This window comes from Streptomyces sp. NPDC059248 (assembly GCF_042753905.1).
Lineage (GTDB): Bacteria > Actinomycetota > Actinomycetes > Streptomycetales > Streptomycetaceae > Streptomyces.
Map to the genome: position 1 here is coordinate 38543 of NZ_JBHYZV010000045.1, position 26953 is coordinate 65495.

Consider the following 26953-nt stretch of genomic DNA (forward strand, 5'->3'; position numbering starts at 1 on the left):
GCCGCACCGGCGCGCGAACCGCAGGCCGGGAGGGCCTGCCTGGGCGGAGGGACAGGTCATGAGGATCAGCGTTTTCGGGCTCGGCTATGTGGGCTGTGTGTCGGCCGCGTGCCTGGCCGACATGGGGCACGAGGTCATCGGGGTGGATGTGAACCCGGTGAAGGTCGACCTGGTCAACGACGGCAAGGCCCCGGTGGTCGAGGAGCGGATCGGCGAGCTGATCGCCGAGGTCGTGCGCGGCGGGGCGTTACGCGCCACCGGCGACGTCTGCGAAGCGATCATGGGCAGCGATGTGTCACTGGTCTGCGTGGGGACGCCGTCGGAGTCCAACGGCAGTCTGTGCACCACCTATCTGGAGCGGGTCACCGAGCAGATCGGGACCGCGCTCGCCGAACGGGGCGGCCGGCAGACCGTCGTGTTCCGCAGCACCATGCTCCCGGGCACCTGCCTCAACCTGCTGGTGCCGATCCTGGAGAAGTGCGTCGGCGGCACGGCCGGGGTGGACTTCGGAGTCGCCGTCAACCCGGAGTTCCTCCGCGAGGGCACGAGCGTGCGGGACTTCTTCGACCCGCCCAAGACCGTCATCGGCGAACTCGACCCGGCGAGCGGCGACGCGGTGGCGGCGCTCTACGAGGGCCTGCCCGGCGAGGTGTTCCGGGTCCCGGTCCCGACCGCCGAGGCGATCAAGTACGCGGACAACGCGTTCCACGGCCTCAAGATCGGTTTCGCGAACGAGCTGGGCGCGGTCTGCCAGGCGCTCGGCGTGGACTCGCACCAGGTGATCGATGTGTTCCTGGCCGACCGCAAGCTCAACATCAGCCCCGCCTATCTGCGCCCCGGCTTCGCCTTCGGCGGCTCCTGCCTGCCCAAGGACTTGCGCAGCCTGGTCCACGCGGCGCAGCGGGCCGATGTCTCGATACCCATCCTCGCCCATGTGCTGCCCTCCAACACCGCGCATCTGGAGCGCGCGGTGGAGCTGGTCGAGCGGACCGGCAGACGCCGGGTGGGCCTGCTCGGACTCTCCTTCAAACCCGGCACCGACGACCTCCGCGAGAGCCCGCTCGTCGAGCTGGCCGAAAGACTCTTCGGCAAGGGGTACGACCTGCGGATCCACGACGCCAATGTGAGCCTCTCCCGGCTGATCGGCGCGAACCGCGAGTACATCGAGACCCGGCTGCCGCACCTGGCGCAACTGCTCGCGGACTCCGTCGGCGAGGTGCTCGACCATGCCGAGGTATGCCTGGTCGGGACCAGTGATCCGGCCGTGCTCGCGGCGCTGCCCCACGGCGAAGGACCGGTGCTCATCGATCTCATCCACCTTCCCGACGCCGACACGCGCCGGACCGAACCGGGGTACATGGGCCTTGCTTGGTGACACGACGACCGGCGGCTCGACCGGCGACAAGAGCGGCGACAGGACCGGCGACAGGACGGGCGGCGACCGGCCGCACCGGCGCGCGCTGATCCTCGTGGAGAACCTGTCGGTGCCGTTCGACCGGCGGGTGTGGCAGGAGTGCACGACCCTGCGCGACGCGGGCTGGGAGGTGCACGTCATCTGCCCCCGGGGCAGTCAGCGGGACACGGAACCGGAGGTGGAGATCGACGGGGTGCGGATCCACCGCTACCCGTTACGGGCCGCCACCGGCGGACCGGCCGGCTATCTGCGGGAGTACGGAGCGGCGCTGTGGCATACGGCCCGGCTGGCCCGCAAGGTCGGCCCGGTCCATGTGGTCCACGCATGCAACCCGCCCGACCTGCTGTTCCTGCCGGCGCTCCGGCTGAAGCGGCTCGGCGCCCGGTTCGTCTTCGACCAGCACGACCTGGTACCCGAGCTGTATCTCTCCCGGTTCGACCGGGGCGAGGACCTGCTCTACCGCGCCGTATGCGCGCTGGAACGGCTGACCTACCGCACCGCTGACATCGTGCTGGCCACCAACGAGAGCTACAAGGACGTCGCGGTGCGCCGCGGCGGCCGGCGGCCGGAGGACGTCTTCGTGGTGCGCAGCGCGCCCCGAACCGACCGGTTCCAGCCGGTGGACCCGGAGCCGGAACTGAAGCGCGGCAAGCCCCATCTGCTCTGCTATCTCGGTGTGATGGGGCCTCAGGACGGCGTCGACTACGCCCTGCGGGCCCTCGCGAAGCTCCGCGACGAGCTGGGCAGGACCGACTGGCACGCGGTGTTCGTCGGCGCCGGTGACGCCTTCGACGCGATGGTGGAGCTGTCCGGGCAGCTCGGGCTCTCCGAGCACGTGCAGTTCACCGGACGCATCCCGGACGCCGACCTGGTGCGCTACCTCTCCACCGCGGACGTCTGTCTCTCCCCCGATCCGCGCAATCCGCTCAACGACGTGTCGACCATGAACAAGGTCCTGGAGTACATGGCGATGGGCCGCCCCCTCGTCTCGTTCGACCTCCGGGAGGCGCGCGTCTCGGCCGGTGAAGCCGCCGTCTACGCGCCCGCCAACGACGAGGCCGCGTTCGCCGGGCTGATCGCCCAGCTGCTGGACGATCCGGAGAAGCGGGCCACGATGGGCAAGATCGGCCAGGAGCGGATCAGCGGCGAGCTGTCCTGGCGGAATTCGCAGCGGTCGCTGCTCGCCGCCTACGACGCCGCCTGCCGGGGCCGTACTCCGGTGCCGGCGGACGGCGGGGGCCGGCGAAGGAAGTGGCCGCGGCGTTGAGCGACGACACGATACGCCTGGTCACGATCGGCCGGATCTTCCGCAGGCGCCGGCGGCTGCTCGCCGTCCTCGCCGTGGTGGGCGCGCTCGTCGGCTACGGCGCCTCGGTGGTGTTCCCGCCGCGCTACACCGCGTCGGCCTCGGTCCTGCTGCCGGGGCAGTGGGAGGAGCGCGAGCTGCTGACCCAGGTGGAGATCGCAACCAGTTCGTCGGTGCTCGACCGCGTGGCCGCCGCGCTCGGCAGGCCGGGTGTCAGCGGCGCCGATCTGCGGGACCGGGTGAGCGCCAAGACCACCGACGGAAACATCATCAAGGTCTCCGGTACGGACGACACCCCGGAGGGCGCGCAGCAGCTCTCCGACCGGCTGGCCCAGCAGTTCGTCGCCTTCGCCGCGCGGATCGCGGGCGGCGGCACCGACACCGACGCGGCGACGGCGCCCGCGGCACTGCGGCAGAAGGTGGTGGAGACCAACCGCCGCATCACCGATCTGGCCGCGGCCGCCGACCCGGGGCAGACCGTGGAGAGCGTGCAGGCCCGCACCGTGCTCCAGAAGCTCAGCACGGGGCTCGAGGAGGCCATGGAGAAGCTGGAGCAGGCCGAATCGGCGACCGACAAGTCGGGCCTCGTCGTCATGGGTCCGGCGCCCCGGCCGGTGGGCGAGGCGCCGCCGACGAGGATCCAGCTCATCATCGCCGGGGCCCTGCTCTCCGTCCTGCTCGGGGTCGTCGGCCATCTCGTCGCCGCACGGTCGAACCGCAGGACGCGCACCGAACCGGAGATCGCGGCGGCGCTGGGATCGGTCGTCCTGGGCACCGTGGACGTGCCGGGTGAGCGGTCCGGGCGACGGCCGGAGGGAAGCGGCCCGGGGGCCCTGATCCGGCGGCTCCTCGGCGTCGACACCCGATGGGACCTGCCGACCCCGCGGACGTCCGGCGACGAGGCCAGTAGAAGGATCCGCTACCGGCGGCTGTGCGCCCGCCTCCGGGATCGGCTGCCGGCCGCCCGGCGGCTGCTGGTCGTCGTACCGGACGGCGACGAGATCGCCCGCCGGGCCGCCGCGCACCTCGTCGACGAGGCCGGGAGCGATCACACACCGGACTCCCCGAGCGACGGATCAGGCGACGGATCGGGAGGGGGATCGGGCGGCGGATCGGGAGGGGGGGACCTCACGCTGCGGGTGGTGGAGGTCCCGGTGTCCCGGCCGATGGTGCCGGACCGCGACACCGAGTCCGGGGCCCTGGTCGTCCTCAGCGCCGGCAGCTGGACCGCCGGGGAGCTCACCGGTATCGCCGAGGCGTGCGCGGACGGCGGATACGAGATCGTCGGCGTCGTCGTCGCCGGTACGGTCCTGGCCCGTACGAAGCGGTCCGCCGGCCGCGCCCCGGACGACGCCGCTCCGGCGCTCGCGGTCCGCGGCCACGCGACGGGGGAGCCGGTGTGACGACGAGCACGACCGCGGAGCCGCCGACGGCCGCTCCGCTGCTGGATCTGCAAGCGCTGGTGGTGGCGGTCCGCAGACGCCGCCGCCTGTGGTCGTCCCTGGCGCTCCTGGGGCTGCTGGCCGGCGCGGCGGTGGCGGTCGCGCTGCCCCCGCCGCCGACCGCGGTGACCAAGGTGCTGGTCGCGCACCAGGAGGACCAGCCGAACGACACCGGAAGCCTGATCCGTACCGATGTCGCGCTGCTGGGCACCACCCGGATCGCCGCCGAGGCGCTCAAGGCCCTCAAGTCCCCGGAGAAGCCGGAGGACTTCATGCGGGACTACCGGGGCACCGGGCTGACCAACAACCTGCTCCAGATCGAGGTGTCGGGCGCCGACGAAACGGAGGCGGTGAAACGGGCCGACGCGCTGGCCGACGCGTTCATCGCCGACCATGTACGGCGGATGCGGGAAGCCGCGCGGGCCGAGGCCGAGGCCCTGCTCGAACAGCGCGACCGGATGCGGGAAGAGCTGGCCCGGGTCAACAAGTCGATCGGCGAGCGACCGCGGACGGTCGACCCCAAGGCGGCGGCGGGTGTCGAGTCGCTCTTCGCCCGCAGGGCCGAACTCAACTCGCGGATCGCCGACTTCGACCAGCGCGCCGCGGAAGCCCGTACCGGCACACCCCGCGTCGTCGCCGGTACCCAGATCGTGGACGGCCCGCGCCCGGTACCGCACTCCCTGCCCAAGGCCGCCGCCACCAACGCCGTGATCGGCCTCGTCCTCGGGCTCGTCCTCGGGCTCGCGCTGGCCGCCGTCGGCACGGCCGTGGCGGACCGGCCCGTACTGCGCCGGGAGATCGCGGCGAACCTGGGCGCGTCGATCGTCGCCGAACGGCGCCGTACGCCCCGCGGGCCCGTCGTGCCCTGGCGGCGCCGGCGGACCCGGGCCGCCCACGAACGGCTCACCGCGACCCTCGCCCGCGCCGTACGCGGCTCCGCCGAACCCGTATCGCTGCTGGAACTGGGCTGTGCGCGCACCACGGGCGCGATCGCCCTGAGCGTCGCCGGGGCGCTGTCGGCCGACGGGCCCGTGGTCGTCGTCGACGGTCTGCCCGGCGGGCGGCTCGCCGACGGCAAGCAGGAGCCGGGAGGCCCGACCGTCGTCAGCGGCGACCACGCCGCGACCGCCCCGCCCCAGGCACGCAGGCTCGGCGTCGGCTCGGTCTCGCCCGGCACGGCGTGGACCGACCTCCAGTACCTCGGCGGCAGGACCGTGCTCGTGGTCCGGGCCGGGCACGGCAGCGCCGCCTGGCTCCACACCGTGGCGCGACAGCTCGCGGACCAGCACATCCCGGTGATCGGTGTGGTGCTGATCGACCCCGATCCCCGGGACAGGACCGACGGCACGCTGTGGGACGGACCGCAGATGGCGTTACGGGGCCGTGCCGAGCCCCCGGCCCGGCAGAACGGGACGGGCCGGCCGCGCACCGAGCGACCGGCCCGGCAGAACGGAACGGGCCGGACGCGGACGGAGCGGCCGCCGATGCCGGCCGCACGAGTCCCGGACAGCGACCAGGAGGCGCGGTAGAACATGTGTGGCATCGCAGGAACGTATCGATGGCCGGGCGGGAAGGCCGTGACCGACCGGCTCACCGAAGTCCTCGCCCACCGCGGTCCGGACGGGGCGGGACGGTACAGCCACCCCGCCGGCGACGGCGAAGTGCACCTCGGGCACCGCAGGCTGGCCATCATCGACCTGTCCGAGACGGGCGCCCAGCCCATGGTCGCGGACGGCCTCGCCCTCACCTACAACGGTGAGCTGTACAACGCCCCCGAACTCCGGGCCGAGCTGGCCGCCGCCGGGGCGCGGTTCCGCGGCACCTCCGACACCGAGGTGGTGCTGGAGGCCTGGCGGCGCTGGGGCACCGACTGCCTGCCCCGGCTGCGCGGCATGTTCGCGTTCGCCGTCTTCGACGAGCGCACCGGTGATCTGGTGCTCGCCCGCGACCAGCTCGGCATCAAGCCGCTGTTCCTGCTCCGGCGCGGTACGGGGCTGATGTTCGCCTCCGAGCTGAAGGCGCTCGCGGACGTGGCCGGCGGATCCCTGGAGGTCGACCACGCGGCGCTGGTGGCGTCGCTCCTGTACTACTGGGTGCCCGACTCGCGCTGCGCGTTCCGCGAGGCGGAGAAGCTGCCGCCGGGGAGCTGGCTGCGGTGCCGGCCCGACGGCCGGGTGGAACGCGGCCGGTACTGGAACCTCCGGGACGTCGCCGCAGAGGGCCGGGAGCGCGCCCTCGCCGGTGAACAGCCGGACCTGGCCGCCGTCGTCGAGGAGTCCACCCGACGCCATCTGCTCTCCGACGTCCCCGTGGCGACCTTCCTCTCCGGCGGACTCGACTCCAGCTATCTGACCGCCCTCGCCGCCCGCCACCGGCCCGGGATCTCCGCCTACACCATCGGGTTCCGCGCCGAGGACGCCAAGTTCGAGGCCATGCCGGACGATCTGCGCTACGCCCGGGTGGTGGCCGAACGGTTCGGCGTCGATCTGCACGAGATCGAGATCGCCCCCCAGGTGCTCGACCTGCTGCCGCGGATGACGTACCACCTGGACGAGCCGATCGGCGACCCCGCCGCGATCAACACCTTCCTGATCTGCGAGGCCGCCCGGGAGGCCGGGGTCAAGGTGATGCTCTCGGGGATGGGCGCCGACGAACTCTTCGCCGGCTACCGCAAGCACCTCGCCAATCTGCTCGCGCTCCGCTACCAGCGCGTCCCGCGGCCGGTGCGGCGCGGCCTGTCGGCGGCCGTGGACCGGCTGCCGGTCGCCACGGCCCGCAGGGGATACCGGTCGGTGCGGTTCGCGAAGCGGTTCCTCTCCTTCGCCGATCTGCCGGAGGAGACCGCGTTCCGGCGCAGCTACACCATGTACGACCGGGCCGAGCTGCTCGCCCTGATCGACCCGGACCTGGCGGGGACCGTCGACGACGTCCTGACCGAACACGCGGATGTCTACCACGACAACGACCTCGACGACTTCGTCAACCGCATGTGCCTGGGCGACGCCCGGATGTTCCTGCCGGGCCTCAACCTCGCCTATACGGACCGGTCGAGCATGGCCGCGTCGACCGAGGTGCGGGTGCCGTATGTGGACGTCGAGGTGGTCAGGGCGGCTTTCGCCGTGCCCGGCGATCGCAAGATCGTCGGACGGCAGGGCAAGGCCGTCCTCAAGGAGGCGGCCGTCTCGGTCCTGCCCCGGGAGATCGTCTACCGGCCCAAGGGTCTGTTCAGCGCCCCGCTGCGGGCCTGGATGAGCCGGGATCTGGCCCCGCTCGTCCGTGAGGTGGTCAACGACGGTGTGCTCGTCCGCTCCGGCTTTCTGCGCCGTGACGCGCTGGCCCGGCTCGTCGCCGAGGACGCCGCCGGGCACCGGGACTACTCCAAGCATCTGTGGCATGTGCTGACCCTCGAGTACTGGTATCGCGGCGCGACCTCCGGCTCCGGCCGGAGCCAAGCGGCCTGACGGCGGAGAAATCAAGAGGAGCTCGGGTGAAACAGGTTGTGCAGAACTACAAGAGCGGCGAGCTGGCGCTGCTCGACGTCCCGGTGCCGGGGTGCAAGCCGGGGGGTGTGCTGGTCCGGAGCGCCTATTCGCTGATCTCCACCGGGACCGAGCTGATGAAGGTGTCCGAGGCCGGGATGTCGATGCTGGGCAAGGCCCGCTCCCGGCCGGACCAGGTGGCCAAGGTCATGCAGAGTGTGGCCGTCAACGGGGTGCCCGCCACGTACCGCAAGGTGATGGGGAAGCTGGACTCGTACACACCGCTGGGCTACTCCCTGTGCGGGGTGGTCGAACAGGTCGGGACCGGGATCGACGATGTGAAGGCCGGCGACCTGGTGGCCTGCGCGGGCAATGAGCACGCGCTGCACGCCGAGCTGAACTGGGTGCCGAGGAACCTCTACGCCCCGGTGCCCGACGGCCTCGCGCCCCGGCACGCGGCCTTCGGCACCGTCGGGGCGATCGCCATGCAGGGCGTCCGCCAGGGCGAGCCGCAGCTCGGCGAGGTGGCCCTGGTCATCGGCCTCGGACTGATCGGGCAGCTGGTGGCACAGCTCCTCACCGCTTCGGGTGTACGTGTCGTCGGCGCCGACCCCGACCCGGCGCGCTGTGAACTCGCCGTGGGCCTGGGCGCCGCGGCCTGCGGCGATCCCGCGTCGACGGCCGTCGAGAACGCCGTCGCCGAACTCACCGGCGGCCATGGCGTGGACCAGGTGTATCTGGCCGCGGGCGGCGGCAGCAACCAGCCCGTCGAGCTGGCCGCCCGGCTCTGCCGGGACCGCGGCCGGGTCGTCGACATCGGCAAGTGCCGTCTGGACCTGCCGTGGAACGCGTACTACGAGAAGGAACTGGACGTACGGTTCTCCCGCAGTTACGGCCCCGGGCGCTACGACCCGGAGTACGAGCTGGAGGGGCGCGACTACCCCATCGGCTACGTACGGTGGACCGAGCGCCGCAACCTGGCGTGCTTCCTCGACCTGGCCGCCCGCGGCCGGGTCGACGTGGAGCCCCTGATCTCGCACATCGCGGGCTTCGACGACGCCGTCGAGACGTACCGGAGCCTGAAGGACGGCGATCTGAAGGCCGTTGCCGTGCTGTTCCGCTACCCCGGACAGCGGGCGGAGGAGACCGGAACGCCGGCTCCTCCGACGGTGGCCGTGCCCGCGGTCCGCCGCGGCTCCTCCGGCGGTGGCCGGGCCCGGGGCGCCGACGCGCCGGTGCGTGTCGCGTTCGTCGGCGCGGGGAACTACGCGACGTCGATGCTGCTGCCGCAGCTCGCGCGGCGCGACGGCGTCGCGCTGTCGACGGTCGTCACCACGACGGCGCTCTCCGCGGCCAACGCGCGACGGAAGTTCGGCTTCGCCCACGCGACCACCGACCTCGACGCCGTACTCGGCGACAAGTCCGTCGACGCGGTGTTCGTGGTCACCCGGCACAGCTCGCACGCCGAACTGACCCGAAAGGCCCTCCTCGCGGGCAAGGCCGTATTCGTGGAGAAGCCGCTGGCGCTCACCGGGGACGAGCTGGCCGGGGTGCTCGCGGCGGTGGAGGAGTCCGGCAACGACCGGCTCCAGGTGGGGTTCAACCGCCGGTTCGCACCGCTGCTGCGGGAGGCCAAGGGGAAGTTCGGCGCCAGGACCGGTCCCGCGAGCCTGCGCTACCTCGTCAACGCGGGCCGGCTCCAGCACGGCAGCTGGTATCTCCGGCAGGACTCCGAGGGCTCGCGGTTCACCGGTGAGGGCGGACACTTCGTCGATACGGCGAGCTGGCTGCTCGACGCCGACCCGGTCTCCGTGTACGCGACCGGTACGCCCGGCACCGACGGCGGCGGCGACGTCCAGGTCGTCCTGCGCTACCCCGACGGGGCGACCGCCACCATCAGCTATGTCACCACCGGCGCGGCCGGCTTCCCCAAGGAGACACTGGACCTCGTCGCCGACGGCAAGGTGCTGCGGCTCGACGACTTCGTCCGGGCCTCGGTCCACGGCCCCGAGCGGTGGGTCAGCTCCCGGCTGCCCAAGGCCCGGGACAAGGGCCAGTCCGCCGAACTCGCCGCTTTCGTCAAGGCGGTGAGGACCGGCGGGCCGATGCCGGTAGCGCTGGAGTCGCTGGTCGCCACCACGGCGGCCACCCTCGCCGTACCGGCCGCCCTGGCCGCCGGAGTGCCGGTGACGCTGACGGGGGCGCCATGACCACGGGCACATCGGCCGGCTGGTATCTGCGGCGGCTCTCCCGGATGGGACCGCGGGAGGTCGCGGGACGGGTCGGCGACACCGTGCGCAGACGGCGGTGGCGGTCGGCACCGCCGGAAGGACCCCGCCCGGCCGGCGCCCGGTTCACCGCGGTACTGCCCGCGGGAACGCTCGCCTCGGTACCGCCGGACGCCGTGAAACGCCTCGTCGCCGAGGCGGACCGGCTGATGGCCGGGCACGCCGAGTACTTCGGGGTGGACCGCGACGACCTGGCCGACCCGGACTGGTCGTACGACCCGAAGACCGGGCGCCGGGCCCCGTCCTGCTACGCCTTCGACGTGCCGTACCGGAGTGAGGACGCGGTCGGGGACATCAAACAGATCTGGGAGCCGTCCCGGCACCAGTACCTCACCGTCCTCGCCGCCGCGTACGCGACCACCGGCGACGAGCGGTACGCCGAACGGGTCGCCGACCACCTGCGGTCCTGGTGGGCGGCGAACCCGCCCCTGCGCGGGGTGCACTGGATCAGCGGGATCGAGCTGGGGATCCGGCTGCTCTCCTGGGTGTGGATCCGCCGGCTGCTCGACGGCTGGCCGGGCGCGGCCGCGCTGTTCGAGGGCAACCCGGTGGCGCTCCGGCAGATCTGGCACCACCAGCGCTGGCTGGCCGCCTTCCCCAGCCGGGGCTCGTCGGCGAACAACCACATCGTCGCCGAGGCCGCCGGACAGTTCGCCGCGGCCTGCGCGTTCGGGTGGTTCCCCGCGTCGGCGCGCTGGCGGGCCGACGCGCTGCGGTCGCTGGAGCGGCATCTGCGGGGCAACACCTTCCCCTCCGGCCTCAACCGCGAGCTGGCGACCGAGTACCACGGACTCGTGCTGGAACTCGGCCTGGCCGCCGTCGCCGAGGCGGACACCGCCGATGTGCCGGTCCCCGACTCCGTCCGGCTGGTACTGCTGCGGATGACCGACGCGCTCGCGGCCGTCGTGGACAACCGGTTGCGGCCGCCGCGCCAGGGCGACGCGGACGACGGGCACGGCCTGATCGTGGACGGCGCGGACACCGACCGCTGGGCGTCGCTGCTGGCCACCGGGGACGCCGTGTTCGGCAGGCTCGCCTGGTGGCCGGCGGTGACCGGTACCGATGTACGCACCCCGCTGCTGGCCGCGCTCATCCGCCCCACGGCACCGGCCGCGACCCGTCCCGCGACCCGGCCCGCCCACTTCGCCGACGCGGGGATGACCATCCTGCGCGGCCCGGGGGAGATCTGGTGCCGCTGCGACGGCGGCCCGCACGGCTTCCTCTCCATCGCCGCGCACGCCCACGCGGACGCGCTGTCCGTGGAGGTCCGGCACGACGGGGTCGACGTACTCGCCGACCCGGGGACGTTCTGCTACCACGGGCAGCCCGAGTGGCGGCGGTACTTCCGGTCGACCATCGGCCACAACACCTTGCAGCTGGACGGCGGCGACCAGTCCGTCTCCGGCGGCCCGTTCCTGTGGACCCGGCACGCCCGCAGCCGAGTCCTGGCCGTCGCCGTCGCCGACGCCACCGACACGGCCGACGGGAGCACGGCCCGCTGGTGCGCCGAGCACCACGGCTACCAGGGCTCCGTCCACCGCCGCCGGGTCGAGCTGACCGCCGGGAGCCGGGAGCTGCGCCTGACCGACGAGGTACGGGGCCCGCGCCGGGCCGCGCGTCTGGCGTTCCATCTCGGTCCCGCGATCACCGCGCACCTGGTGGGAAACCGGGCCGAGCTCACCTGGACCCGGGACGGCGAGGACCGCTCGGCCGTCCTCGAACTGCCGGAGCGGCTCGACTGGCGGGCACATCGGGGTGAGACCGATCCACCGCTGGGCTGGTACTCCGCGGGCTTCGGACGCAAGGAACCCAGTACGACGCTGATCGGTACGGGCTTCGCCGACGGCGGCGCGCCGTCCGGCGAGTTCACCACCGTACTCAGGTTCGGGGGTTAGGGGACGCGTGCGGAACATCTGGCGCGACCGGGCGTTACCGGTGTCCGACCGGCGGAGCGCGGGCCGCGTTCTCCCTCCACGGGCCGGTGGTTGAGATGGACGAGGAGCCGCGGCGCGACGAGCGGACGGAAGGACCGGACCCGGCGGGCACCCGGCCCGTCGCCGCACCGCGCCCCGCCCGCCCGCCGAAGGCGGTCGCGATCGTCTGGGCGCTGCTGATCCTCAACACCCTCGGCTCGTCCGGGGCGAAACCCATCTTCCCGCTGCCCCGCACCCTCATCCAGATGGTCACCATGGGCGCGCTGGGCGCCGCGTTCGTCCTGGCGCTCGCCCTCAATCTCCGGCTGCGGATCCGGGCCAGCGCCTTCCTCTTCCTGCTCACCCTGCTGCTGGTGCCGAGCCTGGTCGCCAGCCTGCAACTGGAGTCCGGCTTCGGCGCGCTCTTCCGCTGTACCCGGCTGGCTCTCTTCACCGGCACGCTCTGGCTGCTGACCCGCTGGTGGGACGACGGCCTGACCTTCGTCAGATACCACATCCGGATCTACTTCACGGTGCTCGGATCCGTCGTCGGCGGCCTGCTCATCTCACCGGGCGCGGCCATGCCGGAGCTGTACGGCGGACGGCTGGTCGGCGCGTTGTGGCCGCTCACCCCGCCGCAGATCGGCCAGTACACCGCGGTGATCATCGGGCTGACCGTGCTGCTCGTCCTGGGCCGCAGGACCGACCGGGGCGGCGCGGCCGTGGTCATCGTGGCGTCGCTCGTCCTGCTCGCGCTCACCCACACCAGGACGGCCACCCTGGGCCTGATCATCGGGCTGACGCTGGCGATCGGCTCACTCGTCCTCACCAGCGCGGCCGCCCGTCGCTTCTTCACCTGGGCGGTGCTGTGCGCCGCGGTGGGCGCGGTGGTGTTCGCGTCCGCGCTGCGGAAGTGGTTTCTGCGCGGACAGAGCCAGGAGAACTTCACCAGCCTCACCGGCCGGGCCAATGTCTGGGACGCCCTGCTGGCGGCGCCCCGGTCGACCGGCGACAAGGTGTTCGGCACCGGCCTGAGCGACAAGTCGTTCGGCGGGCTGCCGATCGACAACAGCTGGCTGGCCGTCTACCACGAGCAGGGCCTGATCGGGGTCACCCTCGTCTCCGCGATCGTCCTCGTCCTCGGCGGTGTCGCGCTGCTGCGGCCGCCGTCCCTGCCGAGGGCCTGCGCGATCTTCCTGATCAGCTATGTCGCGCTCTCGTCGTACACCGAGGCCGGTCTCGGCGACGCCTCCGCCTATCTGCTGCATCTGACCCTGGCCGCCGCGCTGCTGGCGGCCCCCGCCGAGGCCACGCCCCTCTCCACGGCCGAGGTCCCCCGACGACGTATCCCGCCATGGGCCCGGGACCGGAGGTGAACTGACCATGCACGTCCTCGTGGTGCACAACCGCTACTCCTCGGCACAGCCGAGCGGGGAGAACCAGGTCGTCGATCAGGAGGTGGGGCTGCTGCGCGCGGCCGGCCACCGGGTCGACGTCTTCGAACGGCGCAGCGACGACATCGCGGCCCGGTCCCTGTGGGGCAAGGCGGCGGTACCGCTGCTGGTGCCGTGGAATCCGGGGGTACGGGCGGAGCTGGCGGCCCGGCTCCGCGCCGAGCGGCCCGACATCGTCCATCTCCACAACGTCTTCCCGCTCCTGTCGCCCGCGGTCCTCGCGGCGTGCGCCGACGCGGGGGTGCCCGCCGTCGCCACCCTGCACAACTACACCCAGGTCTGCCCGCCCGGCACGCTGAACCGGGACGGCGGGCTCTGCACCGAATGCGTCGGGACACGGACCGCGCTGCCCGCCGTCCGGCACGGCTGCTACCGGAACTCCCGGCTCGCGACGGTGCCGCTCGCCGTCAGCCTGTCGGTCAACCGGCGGCGGTGGTGGTCCGGCGTGGAGCGGTTCTTCTGTATCTCCGCGGCCCAGCGCGACGTCCTGGCACGGTCCGGTATGCCGACCGAGCGGCTGACGGTGAAGCACAACTTCGTGCCCGACCCGGGCGCCCGCCGCGTGGGCGACGGCGAGCATCTGCTCTTCCTGGGCCGCCTCTCGGAGAGCAAGGGCGTACGGCTGCTCATGGCCGCGTGGGACGAGCTGGCCGCCGGCGGCGGGGTGGGTGTGCCGCTGGTGCTCGCCGGCGCGGGCCCGATGGAGGGCGAGGTGACCGCCTGGGCGGCGGGCCGGGACGACGTACGGTACGCCGGCCTGTGGGATCCGGAGCAGTGCCGCCGGGCCGTCGGGCGCGCGGTCGCCGCGGTGGCGCCCGCGCGGGCCCCGGAGACCTTCGGGCTGGTGATCGCCGAAGCGATGGCGGCCGGCGTCCCGGCCGTCGCCGCGGGCCACGGCGCCTTCGTCGAACTCGTCGACGACGGGGTGACCGGGCTGCTGCACCAGCCGGGCGACGCCGCGTCACTCGCGTCGGCGCTGCGCCGGATCACGGCACGCCCGGACCGCAACCGGGCGATGGGCCGGGCGGCCCGGCGCCGCTACGAACGGGACTTCAGCCCGGCCGTCGGGCTGGAGCGCCTGATGGAGGGGTACCGCGCCGCGATCGCGGGGTGGTCCGGCGGCGGGCACGGCACGCCACCGGCAGGCAAGGGACACACGGGCTCGCGACGGGACACCCGCGCGGGCAGGGATGGGGGCAGTAGATGACGGAATGCCGACTCTGCGGCTCGGCGGCGCTGGCGAGCGTCGTCGACCTCGGGGCGACCCCGCCGTGCGAGAGCTTTCTCGCCGCGGACCAACTGGACCAGCCGGAGCCGGCGTACCCGCTGCATCTGCGGGTCTGCACCGACTGCTGGCTCGCGCAGATCCCGCCGCTGATCACCCCGGAGGAGACATTCACGCAGTACGCGTACTTCTCCTCCTACTCGACGTCCTGGGTGGAGCACGCGCGCGCGTACGTCTCCGGCGCCGTACAGCGGCTGGATCTCGGCCCCGACGCCTTTGTGGTCGAGGTCGCGAGCAACGACGGATATCTGCTGAAGCACCTGGTGGACCGTGAGATCCGCTGCCTCGGCATCGAGCCGTCGGTGAATGTCGGGGCCGCCGCGCGGGACGCGGGTGTGCCGACGCTCACCGCGTTCCTCGACCCGGCCACCGGCGCCGCCGTCCGGACCGAGCACGGCCCGGCGGACCTGGTCGTCGCCAACAATGTGTACGCGCACATCCCCGACGTGGTCGGGTTCACCCGGGGGCTGCGCGCCCTCGTCGCCGACGACGGCTGGGTCTCCATCGAGGTCCAGCATCTGCTCACCCTGATCGAGCAGAACCAGTACGACACGATCTACCACGAGCACTTCCAGTACTACACGGTCGCGTCCGCGATCCGGGCCCTGGCGAGCGGCGGACTCGCCCTCGTGGACGTCGAACTGCTGCCCACGCACGGCGGCTCCATCCGGCTGTGGGCCCGCCCGGCCGATGCGGCGGGCGAGCCGACCCCGCGGGTGGCCGACGCGCTGGCCCGGGAGAAGGCCGCCGGGCTGGAGGAACTCTCCGGGTACACCGAGTTCTCCGCCCGGGTGGCCAAGGTGCGCCGGGACCTGCTGCGGTTCCTCGTCGACGCGGCCGAACAGGGGAAGACGGTCGTCGGCTACGGCGCCCCCGGCAAGGGCAACACCCTGCTCAACCACTGCGGCATCCGGCCCGACCTGCTCCCGTACACCGTCGACCGCAACCCCTACAAGCACGGCAGATACACCCCGGGCACCCGCATCCCGATCCTGCCGCCCGAGCAGATCGGCACCGACCGGCCGGACTACGTACTCGTCCTCCCCTGGAATCTGCGGGCCGAGCTGGCCGAACAGCTGTCCTATGTGCACGGCTGGGGCGGCCGGCTGGTCTTTCCCATCCCGGAACTGAGCATTGTCGAGGTCGAACCGTCATGAAAGTCGTACTGTTCTGCGGTGGCTACGGGCTGCGTATGCGCAACGGAGCACCCGACGACATACCCAAGCCGATGGCGATGGTCGGCCCGCGACCGCTGATCTGGCACGTCATGCGCTACTACGCGCACTACGGGCACACGGAGTTCATCCTCTGCCTCGGCTACGGGGCCCACCACATCAAGAACTTCTTCCTCACCTACGAGGAGACGACGTCCAACGACTTCGTCCTGCACGGCGGGCGGACCGAGCTGCTCTCCACCGATATCGCCGGCTGGCGGATCACCTTCGTCCAGACCGGGATCGAGTCACCCATCGGGGAGCGGCTGCGCCGGGTTCGGCACCATCTGGACGGCGACGAGATGTTCCTCGCCAACTACGCCGATGTGCTCACCGACGCCCCGCTGCCGGAGATGATCGACCGTTTCGCCCGGCGCGACGCCGGCGCGTCGATGACGGTGGTGCCGCCGCAGTCCTCGTTCCACTGTGTGGACCTGGCCGAGGACGGCCTGGTGGGAGGCATCACCGCGGTGAGCGATATGCCGCTGTGGGAGAACGGCGGCTACTTCGTGCTCCGGCAGGAGATCTTCGACCACATCCCCGAGAACGGGGACCTGGTCGCCGACGGCTGCGCCCGGCTGGCCAAGCAGGGCCGGCTGGTGGCGTACCAGCACCGCGGCTTCTGGAAACCGACCGACACCGTGAAGGAGCGGGCCGCGCTCGACTCCGCCTACGCCCGGGGCGACCGCCCGTGGGCGGTCTGGGAACGGGACGGCGCGGAGACCTACCAGCACACCGGCACCGGCGGCGGTAGCGGCGGCGGCGGTGCCGGAACGAGGACCGGATGATCCGCCTCGGTGCCGGGCGCCTCGACCGGCTCGTCGCGGTGGGCGCCCACTGCGACGACATCGCCATCGGCGCCGGCGGCACCCTGCTGACGATCTGCCGTGCGCGGCCCGGTATCCGCGTCGACGCCCTGGTGCTCTCGGGCGGTGGCGGCGAGCGGGAGCGGGAGGAGCGGGCCGCGCTCGCCGCCTTCTGCCCGGGCGCCGACCTGCGGCCGACCGTACTCAAACTGCCGGACGGCCGGCTGCCCGCGCGGTGGGAGGAGGCCAAGAACGCGATCGAGGAGCTGCGCGAGCGGACGGAGCCGGATCTCGTCCTGGCCCCGCGCACCGACGACGCGCACCAGGACCACCGCGGCCTGGCGCGGCTGATGACCACCGCGTTCCGCGACCACCTGGTGCTCGGCTACGAGATCGTCAAATGGGACGGCGACCTCGGCCGCCCTTCGGCGTACCAGCCGCTGCCGCCGGAGACCGCCGAGGAGAAGGTACGGCTCCTCCAGGAGCACTACCCCTCACAACGGCACCGGCCCTGGTACGACCGGGAGGCGTTCCTCGGTCTCGCACGGATCCGCGGTATCGAATGCCACACGCGGTACGCCGAGGCGTTCACCGTCACCAAACTCACACTCGACCTGGGGGAATGAACCGTGCGCGTGCTGCTGACCGGACACCAAGGCTACCTGGGCACCGTGATGGCCCCGGTACTCGCCGCCGCCGGGCACGAGATCACCGGTCTCGACGCCGGCCTGTTCGCCGACTGCGTACTGGGCCCGCCGCCCGTCGACCCGGCGGGACACCGGGTGGACCTCCGCGACATCACGGCCGAACACCTGGCCGGGGTGGACGCCGTGATCCATCTGGCCGCGCTCTCCAACGACCCGCTGGGAGCGCTGGCGCCCGACCTCACCTACGACATCAACCACCACGCGTCCGTACGGCTCGCCCGGCTGGCCCGCGACGCCGGAGTACGGCGCTTCCTGTACGCGTCGACCTGCTCGGTCTACGGTGCCGCGGGCGGTGACGACCTGGTGAACGAGGACGCCCCGCTGCGCCCGGTGACCCCGTACGCCGAGTCCAAGGTACGGGTGGAGGACGATCTGCGCGCCCTGGCCGACGACGACTTCAGCCCGGTGTTCCTGCGCAACGCCACCGCCTTCGGCTACTCGCCCCGGCTCCGCGCCGATATCGTGCTGAACAACCTGGTGGGCCACGCGCTCCTCTCCGGCGAGGTGCTGGTGCTCTCCGACGGCACCCCCTGGCGCCCGCTGGTGCACGCCGCCGATATCGCGCGGGCCTTCACCGCCGCGCTGACCGCGCCGCGGGAGGCCGTCCACGACCGGGCGTTCAACATCGGCAGTGAGACCAACAACGTCACCGTCGCCGAGATCGCCGGACAGGTCGCCGAGGCGGTGACCGGCTCCCGGGTGGTGATCACCGGCGAGACCGGCGCCGATCCGCGGTCGTACCGGGTGGACTTCGCCCGGTTCCGCGCCGCGATACCCGGCTTCGACTGCGAGTGGACGGTGAAGCAGGGCGCGCTCGAACTCGCCGACGCCTACCGGAAACACGGGCTGACCCGGGAGGACTTCGAGCGGCGCTTCACCCGGCTCGCCGTACTGCGCGCCGCGTCGGACGCCGGTGCCGTCGACGACACCCTCCGGTGGCGCCGGTGACCGGGGCCGGCGACCGGATGCACGCCCTGGTGGAGCGGCTCTACCCGCTCTGCCGGAGCATCACGGGCGACGGGGTGCGCGCCACCCTGGACATCGTGGGCGAGTACCTTCCGCTCCAGGTGCACGAGGTACCCACCGGGACCCGGGTACTGGACTGGACCGTGCCGCAGGAGTGGAACATCCGGGACGCGTACATCGCCGACGCCACCGGCCGCCGCGTCGTCGACTTCGCCGCGTCCAGCCTGCACGTCCTCGGCTACAGCGTGCCCGTGTCGGCCACCATGCCGCTGGCCGAACTGCGGGAACACCTGTACACCCTGCCGGACCACCCGGGCTGGGTGCCGTACCGCACCAGCTACTATCAGCCGCGATGGGGGTTCTGCCTGGCCCAGGAGGTCCTGGACGCGCTGCCGGACGGCGACTACGAGGTCCGTATCGACTCCACCCTCGCGGACGGCCATCTCACCTACGCCGAGTACGTGGTCCCCGGACAGGTCCCCGACGAGGTGATCGTCTCCTGCCATGTCTGCCACCCGTCCCTGGCCAACGACAACCTGGCCGGTATCGCCGTGGCGGTGTTCCTGGCCCGGGCGCTGGCGGCGGAGACCCCGTACTACACCTACCGGTTCCTCTTCGCCCCCGGCACCATCGGCGCGATCACCTGGCTCGCCCGTAACGCGGAACGCGTGGAACGGGTCGCACACGGGCTGGTGCTGGCCTGCGCCGGTGACCGGGGCCGGCTGACGTACAAGCGGAGCAGACGCGGGGACGCGGAGATCGACCGGGTGATGCGATACGTCCTCACCACGTCGGAACGTCCGCACCAGATCAACGAGTTCACTCCCTACGGCTACGACGAGCGGCAGTTCTGCTCGCCCGGCTTCGACCTCGGTGTGGGCTCCCTCAGCCGTACCCCGTACGCCGGCTACCCCGAATACCACACCTCGGCGGACAATCCGGACTTCGTCCTCCCGGAGAAGCTGGCGGACACCCTCGCCGTCTGCCGCGAGGCGTTCGCCGTGCTGGACCGCAACCGGCGGTATCTCAACCTCAGCCCCTACGGCGAACCCCAGCTGGGCCGACGCGGGTTGTACGACGCGCTCGGCGGCCGCAGCGACGCGAAGGAGGCCCAGATGGCGATGCTCTGGGTGCTCAGCCTCTCCGACGGCGAGCACGATCTGCTGGAGGTCGCCGAGCGGTCCGGGCTGCCGTTCGACACCGTCGCCGACGCGGCCGACGCCCTGGGCGCCGCCGGGCTGATCAAGGCATGACACCGATGGCCACCGGGAAGCGGAAGACGACCTCGGCGGACCGGGCCGGACCCACCGGACCCACCGGACCCGCCCGGCCCGCCGCCGGGCGGGCCCTGGCGGGACGGCTCTCCTGGGGACTGGCCGACCAGGCGGTCTGCAGCATGACCAACTTCGCGGTGGGCATCTATGTCGCCCGGTCGCTGGGGCTGGCCGCGTTCGGCGTGTTCAGCCTGGCCTGGGTGACCTACGGGGTCATGCTCGGCGTCTCCCGCGGGCTGGCCACCGACCCGCTCGTGGTGCGCTTCAGCGGTGTGCCGGAGGCGTCCTGGCGGGCGGCGGCGGCCCGGTCGTCCGGTACCGCGCTCGCCGTCGGGGCCGTGGTCGGCGCGGTGTGCCTGGCCGCCGGTCTCAGTGTCGGCGGCGATCTGGGGCTCGCGTTCGCCTGCCTGGGCGTCGTGCTGCCGGGCCTGCTGCTCCAGGACGCCTGGCGGTACTCGTTCTTCGCCGCCGGTACGGGGCGGAAGGCGTTCGCCAACGACCTCCTGGGGGCCGTCGCGCTCGTCCCCGCCATGGTGGTGGCCGCCCGCGTGGGCAGTGTGGCCGCGTTCGTCATCGCCTGGGGCGCGGCCGCCGCGGTGGCCGCCGGATACGGCTGCCTCCAGTCCGGCATCCGGCCCCGGGTGACCGGCGCGCGCGACTGGCTCCGCGCCCACCGCGACCTCGGCTACCGGTATCTGGTCGAGAACGCCGGCATCAGCGGCGCGGCCCAACTGCGCGCGTACGGGCTCGGCGCCATCGTCGGGGTCGGCGCCGTCGGTGTGATCCGCGGCGCCGAACTGCTGCTCGGGCCCTTCCTCGCGGTGCTGATGGGGCTGTCGCTGGTCACCGTCCCGGAGGCGGCACGGGTCCTGCGGCAGGCCCCGCACCGGCTCCGCTCGTTCTGCCTCCTGCTCGGCGCCGGGCAGGCCGCCGCCGCGCTGCTCTGGGGCGGGGCGCTGCTGCTGGTGCCGGACCGGTTCGGCACCTTCGTACTCGGCGGCGTCTGGCATCCCGCGTCGGAGCTCATCGTGCCCGCCACGCTCGGTGTCGTGGGCGCGAGCCTCGGCACCGGCGCAGCGGCCGGGCTGCGGGCCCTCGCCGCGGCCCGGCGCAGCCTGCGCAGCCAACTCTTCGCCTCTGTCTGCTACGTCGGCGGTGGGCTCGGCGGAGCGGCCGCCGCCGGCACGGCCGGCTCGGCCTGGGGCGTGGCCGCCGCGACCGTCACCGGCTCGGCCGTGTGGTGGCTGCATCTGCGGTCCGCCCTGCGCGAGCGCCACCAGGAACCCATCCGTGAAGTGAGGACCTCATGACCGCCCGACCCCGGCTGAGCATCGGCCTGCCCGTGTACAACGGCGAGGAGTACCTCGCCGAGTCGTTCGACGCCCTCCTCGGGCAGACCTACGAGGAGTACGAGCTGGTCGTCTCCGACAACGCGTCGACCGACGGCACCCAGGACATCTGCCGCCGGTACGCCGCGCGGGACCCGCGTATCCGCTACATCCGGCTGCCCCGCAACATCGGTGCCGCGCCCAACCACAACTATGTGTTCACCGAGTGCCGCGGCGAGCTGTTCAAATGGGCGTCGCACGACGACCTGTACGCCCGCGACCTGCTGCGGCGCTGCGTGGAGGCGCTGGACGAACGGCCGGACGTCGTCCTCGCCCACGCCGACCAGGCCGTCATCGACGGCGAAGGCCGGGTGAAGGTCCCGTACGCGTACGGGCTCGCCACCGGCTCACCGCACGCGCCGGAACGCTTCCGCAGCATGCTGTTCGAGCCCGGCGGCGACGACTTCTACGGTGTGATCCGGGCCGATGTGCTGCGCCGGGTGAAGCCGCACGACAGCTACCACCACGCGGACCGCACCTTCGTCACCGAGATCGGCCTGCACGGGCCCTTCCACCAGGTTCCCGAGCTGCTGTACTTCCGCCGCGACCATCCCACCCGCGCCGAGCGGGCCAACCCCTCCAAGCGCTCCCGGTGCGTCAATCTGGACCCGCGCCGGGCGGGCCCGCTGCACCCGACGCCCCGGCTGCTCGCCGAATACGTCTGGGGCTTCGTCGCCGCGATCCGGCGGGCGCCGCTCTCCCCGGCCGACCGGCGCGCGTGCTACCGCCATCTGGCCGCCTGGATGGCCAGCCGGGCCAGGCCGGGCGCCGGTGAGCGGGTCGAGGACCGCGCCCCGGCCGACCCGGACCGGCTCACCGTCTCCGTCGACGCCCTCGTCGCCGGCCGGGAAGGCAGGCGGATATGAAGCCCGGAGACGGAACGCCGGTACGGGTCGGGGTGTTCGGACTGCTCGGCTCCGGCAACCTCGGCAACGACGGATCGCTCGAAGCCGTACTCGGCTACCTCCGCGCCGAGCACCCGGCGGCGGTGGTGGACGCGCTCTGCGGCGGACCCGGGGTCGTCACGGCCCGGTACGGGATCCCCGCGACCCGGCTGCACTGGTACCGGGGCGAGTACCGGACCGCGTCGCGCGCGGGCGCGATCGCCGGAAAGGGCCTCGGCAAACTCGTCGACGTCTTCCGCACCGCCGCCTGGGTGCGCGGGCACGACGTGGTGATCGTGCCGGGCATGGGCGTCCTGGAAGCCACCCTGCCGCTGCGGCCCTGGGGCTTCCCGTACGCGCTGTTCCTGCTCGCCGCCACCGGCCGGCTCTGCGGCACCCGGGTTGCTCTGGTCGGGGTCGGCGCGGCCCCGATCCGCCGCCGCTCGACCCGGGCCCTGGTGCGCTGGTCGGCGCGGCTCGCCGCCTACCGGTCGTACCGGGACACGCTGTCCCGCGACGCGATGCGGGCGATGGGCGTGGACACCGCGCGCGACGAGGTCTACCCCGACCTCGCCTTCGCCCTGCCGGCCCCGGACTCGGAGCCGACACCGGAACCGAACGGGCCCGGCGGGTCAACAGGCGTGCCGCGCCCGGTCTGCGTCGGTGTCATGGCCTTCCACGGCGACGACGACGACCGCGCCAGGGCCGACGAGATCCACCGGCGCTACCTGGAGGGGACGACCCGCTTCGTCCGCGCGCTGGCCGACGACGGCAGACCGGTCCGGCTGCTCACCGGCGACGCGTGCGACGCGCCGGTGGTCGCCGCGATCCTCGACGCGGTGGACTCACCGCTGGTCACCGCCGCCGAGACGGCGTCGCTCGCCGACCTCATGCGGGAGACGGCTGCCGCCGACGCCGTGGTGGCGACCCGTTACCACAACCTGGTCTGCGCGCTGAGGGTCTGTACGCCGACGCTCGCCCTCAGCTACGCGGCGAAGAGCGATGCGCTCATGGCCCGGATGGGCCTCGACGCGTACCGCCACCCGGCCCGCGAGGTCGACGCCGACCGGCTGCTCGCACAGTTCCGGGACCTGGAACGGAGCGCGGCCGAGCTGCGAAGGACCCTCACCGAACGGAACCTGGTCACCGCCCGGCTCCTGGCGCACCAGTTCACCGCCCTGACCGCGGCCCTCTTCCCGGCGTCCCCGGCGACCGGCCGCACTCACGACACTCACGACACCCACGCCCTGCGGGAGGCTTCATGAAGGCGACCGGAATCCCGGAGATCGCCGGCGCGTATCTGTTCGAACCGGTCAGGTACGCCGACGAACGCGGCTTCTTCTGCCGTACGTTCGACGCCGACGTGGTCCGCTCGGTGGGCCTCGACCCGGACGCCTTCGTCCAGGACAGTGTGTCCCGCTCGGCCCTGGGAGTGCTGCGCGGCCTGCATCTGCGCTCCGGCGCAGGCGAGGCCAAACTGGTGCGGTGCTCGTACGGCCGGATCTTCGACGTCTTCGTCGACCTGCGGGCGGACTCGCCGACCTACCTCAACCGGGCCGTCTTCGAACTGTCCGGCGAGACGCAGTCGACGCTCTACATCCCGGCGGGGTGCGCGCACGGCTTCCAGACGCTGACCGACACCGCCGACGTCTCGTACCGGATCGACCGCCCGCACGATCCGGCCGAGGACGTGACGATCGCCCACGACGATCCGGAGCTGGCCATTCCGTGGCCGCTGCCGGTCGCGTCGATGTCCCGGCGGGACCGGGAGGCGCCCGGACTCGCCCGGGTCCTGAAGGAACGAGAGAGCTGAGGCCGGCATGGACCCCGAAGAGTTCCTGCTGCCCCGGTCGCGGCTGGCGAACGAGCGCCTGCACGCCGTGATCCCCGGTGGCGCGCACACCTACGCCAAGGGCGACGACCAGTATCCCGAGAACCTGGCCCCGGTCATCAGCCACGGCCGCGGTGCCCATGTGTGGGACGTCGACGGCAACCGCTATATCGAGTACGGCTCCGGCCTGCGGTCGGTCAGCCTCGGCCACGCCCATCCACGGGTGGTCGAGGCGGTGCGCCGGGAGCTCGACCGCGGCAGCAACTTCGTCCGGCCGTCCATCCTGGAAGCCGAAGCCGCGGAACGCTTCCTGGCCACCGTACCGACCGCCGACATGGTGAAGTTCGCGAAGAACGGCTCCGACGCCACCAGCGCCGCGGTACGCCTCGCCCGCGCCGTCACCGGACGCCCGCGGGTGGCCGTCTGCGGCGACCATCCGTTCTTCTCCGTCGACGACTGGTTCATCGGCACCACACCGATGTCCGCCGGCATTCCGGCCGCGTCCACCGAGCTGACCGTGGCGTTCCCCTACGGTGACCTGGCCGCCACGGAGGAGCTGCTCACCCGGTACCGGGACGAGGTTGCCTGTCTCATTCTCGAACCGGCCACCCACACCGAGCCCCCGGCCGGGTATCTCGTGGGCCTGCGCGAACTGGCCGACCGGCACGGCTGCGTCCTGGTCTTCGACGAGATGATCACCGGTTTCCGCTGGTCCGAGGCGGGCGCCCAGGGCCTCTACGGTGTCGTCCCCGACCTCTCCACGTTCGGCAAGGCGCTGGGCAACGGGTTCGCCGTCGCCGCGCTCGCCGGGCGCCGCGAGCTGATGGAACGCGGCGGACTGCGCCACTCCGGCGACCGGGTGTTCCTGCTGTCCACCACGAACGGCGCGGAGACCCACTCCCTGGCCGCCGCGATGGCCGTGCTCGCCACCTACACCGAGGAAGGTGTCACCGCACGGCTGCACGCCCTCGGCGAGCGGCTGGCCGCCGGAGTCCGCGACGCCGCCGCCAGTATGGGCGTCGGCGACCACATCGTCGTCCGGGGCCGGGCCAGCAACCTGGTCTTCGCCACCCTCGACGGGAACGGGCGGCCGTCGCAGGAGTACCGCACCCTGTTCCTGCGCCGGCTCATCGCGGGCGGGGTGCTCGCCCCGTCGTTCGTCGTCAGCAGCGCGCTCGACGACGCCGACATCGACCGCACCGTCGACACGGTGGCCCAGGCATGCGCGGTGTACCGGAAGGCCCTGGACGCGGCCGACCCCACCCCGTGGCTGGCCGGGCGAGCGGTGAAACCCGTGTTCCGCCGCCGGGCATGACCCGGCGTCAGCAGATCGTCGCGCGGCCGGACACGATGTCAGCGGCGCGCCCGGCGAGCGGCGTCGGCCGTCCGGTCGACCAGCCACGCGGTCGCCGGGACCACCGCCGTCGCCGTGCCCCAGCCGCCGATGACATCGGTCGGGTAGTGCGCGCTCAGGGCGACCTGGGCCCAGCCCATGACGGCACCGGCGACCAGCGCGGCGGCGAGCACGAGCGAGAGGCCGGCCGCCCTGCCGAGGCCGAGCCGCCCGGCCGCGAACAGCGCCACCATGAGGGCGAACGCGGTGAGGAAGGCGGTATGGCCGCTCGGATAGGACAGATGCCCGTCGTTGATGGTGCGCTCCACCAGGGGCTTGAGCAGCTTCGTCGTCCCCACGGTCAGTACGGATCCGGCCACGACGAGGACCGCCGCGCGCGGCAGCCGCAGCAGCAGGCAGCCCGTCACCGCGGCCACGAGCAGCGCCGCGGCTCCGGCGGGCTCGCCCAGGAAGTCCGTGGCCAGGGCGGCGTACCGCCACGGCGGCCGTACCCCGTCCACCGCCGGCCGGGGCCAGGCGTCGAGCCCGCCGGGCCCGCTGTGGCCCGCGTACAGGACGCCGAGCCCGGCGACCATCAGCGCGGCGAGGGCCGCGACCAGCCCGAGCGGCGCGCGCAGCGACGGGGGCAGTACCGGAGCCGCCGGCCGGTCGTTCACCGGCCCTTCGCGTCCGGTCGATCCGCGGTGGCCCGCCGTGCCGATGCGATGCACTCGCCCTCCCGTGGGGCCGATGGCGCCATGTCGCGTACGACCGCGGCGATATCGCCGTCTTCGCATCAGTCCGCGCTACGGGCGCCGAACTCGTTTTTCTTCCGGACGACGTGGTGACAGGCGTCGGAAGAAGTCTCCGGCTTGCCACCCTAGCCAACAATCGGCCGTGGCGAACCGCTGTCGGAAAGTCCGCACCGCGCCCCCTATGGGCGGATCGGTATTCGGCCGTATCGGAAAGGCGGATTTCGGACGTGGAATCCCCTGTGATGGACCGGTTCTCGACAGCCGTACGGCGAATTCGCCGTCCCGCTGCGCCTGCGCGCCCGCGATCCTATGCTGGCTCCGATGGCGCAGATGACCTGGGGGGTCGTACTTCATGACGGCAGCAGGCAGCAGAACATCCGCACTGAAGTCGGGGGCCAAGCGGCTCCTGGGACGTACCGGATTCGACATCGTGCGCAGCGCCAACAATCTGCGCGGAATCGACGACTTCATTCCGTTCGAACCGACGATGCGGGCCGCGCGGGCGGCCGGACTGTCGGTCGGTGACTACATCGACGAGGTGATGAACGGGACACCCGGCGCCACCCAGTCGACGGTCGACGAACTCGGTGCTCTCGGTGTCTTCGCCGCCGATCCGAAAACGGTGCTGGAGATCGGCCCCGGGTCCGGACGGTATCTGGAGAAGACACTCAAGGAGTGTTCACCGAGCCGCTACGAGATCTATGAGACGGCGGACCCCTGGTCCGACTATCTGGTGGAGACCTTCGGTGTCGTCGCCCTGCCGACCGCGGGGTCCAGTCTCGCCCCGACACCCGACGGCAGTATCGACCTCGTACAGGCCCACAAGGTCTTCAACACCGTGACGTTCCTCTTCGCCGTCCGCTACTTCTACGAGATGGCACGCGTCACGCGACCCGGTGGCCGGATCGTCTTCGACGTCATGACGGAGACCTGCCTGGACCCGGCCACGATCGGTGTCTGGGCGACCGAGGGCGGCGCGGGACACGGCTCCTTCCCCGCCGCCATGCCCCGCCGGGCCTGCGTCGACCTCTTCGCGACCCTCGGCTGCACCCTGCGAGCCGGCTTCCTGGCGCCCCTGGGCGTCGGTTCCACAGAGGTGCTCGTCTTCGAGAAAGAGGCCTAGGGCGTTTCTCTCGGATCATCTGATCGTTGGTTGATGTGTGTCGTTGACTGACGCGCAGTGGGCGCGGATCGAGCCGTTGCTGCCGGACCGG

The 26953-nt window shown here is 72.5% G+C and carries 21 protein-coding genes; 20 read left to right on the plus strand and 1 reads right to left on the minus strand.

What is annotated here, in order from left to right; translation table 11 throughout:
* Positions 1-58: 58 nt before the first annotated feature.
* The 19 genes from ACFXG1_RS20310 (at position 59) to ACFXG1_RS20400 (ending at position 24966) form a co-directional block, all read left to right on the plus strand.
* Entirely contained in the window at positions 59-1375 is a 1317-nt protein-coding gene (locus tag ACFXG1_RS20310) for a nucleotide sugar dehydrogenase (protein WP_384716187.1), read from the plus strand.
* The gene (locus tag ACFXG1_RS20315; protein WP_384716184.1) at positions 1365-2681 is read left to right on the plus strand and encodes a glycosyltransferase family 4 protein; all 1317 of its coding nucleotides are present in this window, start codon (positions 1365-1367) and stop codon (positions 2679-2681) included. The genes ACFXG1_RS20310 and ACFXG1_RS20315 overlap by 11 nt, the downstream gene beginning before the upstream one ends.
* A complete protein-coding gene (locus ACFXG1_RS20320) occupies positions 2678-4123 on the plus strand; it encodes a Wzz/FepE/Etk N-terminal domain-containing protein (RefSeq protein WP_384743921.1) in 1446 nt (481 codons plus the stop codon). The genes ACFXG1_RS20315 and ACFXG1_RS20320 overlap by 4 nt, the downstream gene beginning before the upstream one ends.
* On the plus strand, positions 4120-5691 hold the full coding sequence (locus ACFXG1_RS20325; protein ID WP_384743923.1) for a Wzz/FepE/Etk N-terminal domain-containing protein: 1572 nt from the start codon (positions 4120-4122) through the stop codon (positions 5689-5691). The genes ACFXG1_RS20320 and ACFXG1_RS20325 overlap by 4 nt, the downstream gene beginning before the upstream one ends.
* A 3-nt stretch (positions 5692-5694) precedes the next feature.
* Complete coding sequence (gene asnB, locus ACFXG1_RS20330) at positions 5695-7623, plus strand: asparagine synthase (glutamine-hydrolyzing) (protein ID WP_384713747.1); 1929 nt, start codon at positions 5695-5697, stop codon at positions 7621-7623.
* A gap of 26 nt (positions 7624-7649) precedes the next feature.
* Positions 7650-9851, plus strand: coding sequence for a bi-domain-containing oxidoreductase (locus ACFXG1_RS20335; RefSeq protein ID WP_384743926.1), 2202 nt, complete (start codon positions 7650-7652; stop codon positions 9849-9851).
* The gene (locus ACFXG1_RS20340; protein WP_384713756.1) at positions 9848-11824 is read left to right on the plus strand and encodes an alginate lyase family protein; all 1977 of its coding nucleotides are present in this window, start codon (positions 9848-9850) and stop codon (positions 11822-11824) included. Before ACFXG1_RS20335 ends, ACFXG1_RS20340 begins: the two co-directional genes overlap by 4 nt.
* A 95-nt stretch (positions 11825-11919) precedes the next feature.
* Entirely contained in the window at positions 11920-13218 is a 1299-nt protein-coding gene (locus ACFXG1_RS20345; protein WP_384713759.1) for an O-antigen ligase family protein, read from the plus strand.
* A 7-nt stretch (positions 13219-13225) separates the two neighbouring features.
* A complete protein-coding gene (locus ACFXG1_RS20350) occupies positions 13226-14503 on the plus strand; it encodes a glycosyltransferase (protein WP_384743928.1) in 1278 nt (425 codons plus the stop codon).
* On the plus strand, positions 14500-15738 hold the full coding sequence (locus ACFXG1_RS20355) for a class I SAM-dependent methyltransferase (RefSeq protein WP_384723330.1): 1239 nt from the start codon (positions 14500-14502) through the stop codon (positions 15736-15738). Before ACFXG1_RS20350 ends, ACFXG1_RS20355 begins: the two co-directional genes overlap by 4 nt.
* Positions 15735-16583, plus strand: a complete 849-nt coding sequence (locus ACFXG1_RS20360; RefSeq protein ID WP_384743930.1) for a glucose-1-phosphate cytidylyltransferase — start codon at positions 15735-15737, stop codon at positions 16581-16583. Before ACFXG1_RS20355 ends, ACFXG1_RS20360 begins: the two co-directional genes overlap by 4 nt.
* Positions 16580-17227 carry a PIG-L deacetylase family protein gene (locus ACFXG1_RS20365; protein ID WP_384743932.1) on the plus strand — a complete coding sequence of 216 codons (648 nt, stop codon included), beginning with the start codon at positions 16580-16582 and terminating at the stop codon, positions 17225-17227. Before ACFXG1_RS20360 ends, ACFXG1_RS20365 begins: the two co-directional genes overlap by 4 nt.
* 3 nt (positions 17228-17230) lie before the next feature.
* Positions 17231-18256, plus strand: coding sequence for an NAD-dependent epimerase/dehydratase family protein (locus tag ACFXG1_RS20370; protein WP_384719597.1), 1026 nt, complete (start codon positions 17231-17233; stop codon positions 18254-18256).
* 17 nt (positions 18257-18273) lie between these two features.
* Positions 18274-19527: a DUF4910 domain-containing protein gene (locus ACFXG1_RS20375; protein WP_384719601.1), complete on the plus strand. Its 1254-nt coding sequence runs from the start codon at positions 18274-18276 to the stop codon at positions 19525-19527.
* Positions 19524-20858: a hypothetical protein gene (locus ACFXG1_RS20380; protein ID WP_384743934.1), complete on the plus strand. Its 1335-nt coding sequence runs from the start codon at positions 19524-19526 to the stop codon at positions 20856-20858. Before ACFXG1_RS20375 ends, ACFXG1_RS20380 begins: the two co-directional genes overlap by 4 nt.
* Positions 20855-21802 carry a glycosyltransferase family 2 protein gene (locus ACFXG1_RS20385; RefSeq protein ID WP_384743936.1) on the plus strand — a complete coding sequence of 316 codons (948 nt, stop codon included), beginning with the start codon at positions 20855-20857 and terminating at the stop codon, positions 21800-21802. Before ACFXG1_RS20380 ends, ACFXG1_RS20385 begins: the two co-directional genes overlap by 4 nt.
* Complete coding sequence (locus tag ACFXG1_RS20390) at positions 21799-23085, plus strand: polysaccharide pyruvyl transferase family protein (protein WP_384718514.1); 1287 nt, start codon at positions 21799-21801, stop codon at positions 23083-23085. The genes ACFXG1_RS20385 and ACFXG1_RS20390 overlap by 4 nt, the downstream gene beginning before the upstream one ends.
* On the plus strand, positions 23082-23633 hold the full coding sequence (locus tag ACFXG1_RS20395; RefSeq protein ID WP_384718512.1) for a dTDP-4-dehydrorhamnose 3,5-epimerase family protein: 552 nt from the start codon (positions 23082-23084) through the stop codon (positions 23631-23633). The genes ACFXG1_RS20390 and ACFXG1_RS20395 overlap by 4 nt, the downstream gene beginning before the upstream one ends.
* 7 nt (positions 23634-23640) lie before the next feature.
* Positions 23641-24966 (plus strand): glutamate-1-semialdehyde 2,1-aminomutase, encoded by a 1326-nt coding sequence (locus tag ACFXG1_RS20400; RefSeq protein ID WP_384718510.1) that lies wholly within the window; start codon positions 23641-23643, stop codon positions 24964-24966.
* Positions 24967-25004: 38 nt separating this feature from the next.
* Here the strand turns inward: ACFXG1_RS20400 and ACFXG1_RS20405 are convergent, their stop codons facing one another.
* Positions 25005-25661 (minus strand): phosphatase PAP2 family protein, encoded by a 657-nt coding sequence (locus ACFXG1_RS20405; protein WP_384718508.1) that lies wholly within the window; start codon positions 25659-25661, stop codon positions 25005-25007.
* A gap of 430 nt (positions 25662-26091) precedes the next feature.
* On the opposite strand from ACFXG1_RS20405, the gene ACFXG1_RS20410 reads away from it, so the two are divergent.
* Positions 26092-26862: a methyltransferase domain-containing protein gene (locus ACFXG1_RS20410; RefSeq protein WP_384718506.1), complete on the plus strand. Its 771-nt coding sequence runs from the start codon at positions 26092-26094 to the stop codon at positions 26860-26862.
* Positions 26863-26953 lie beyond the last annotated feature (91 nt).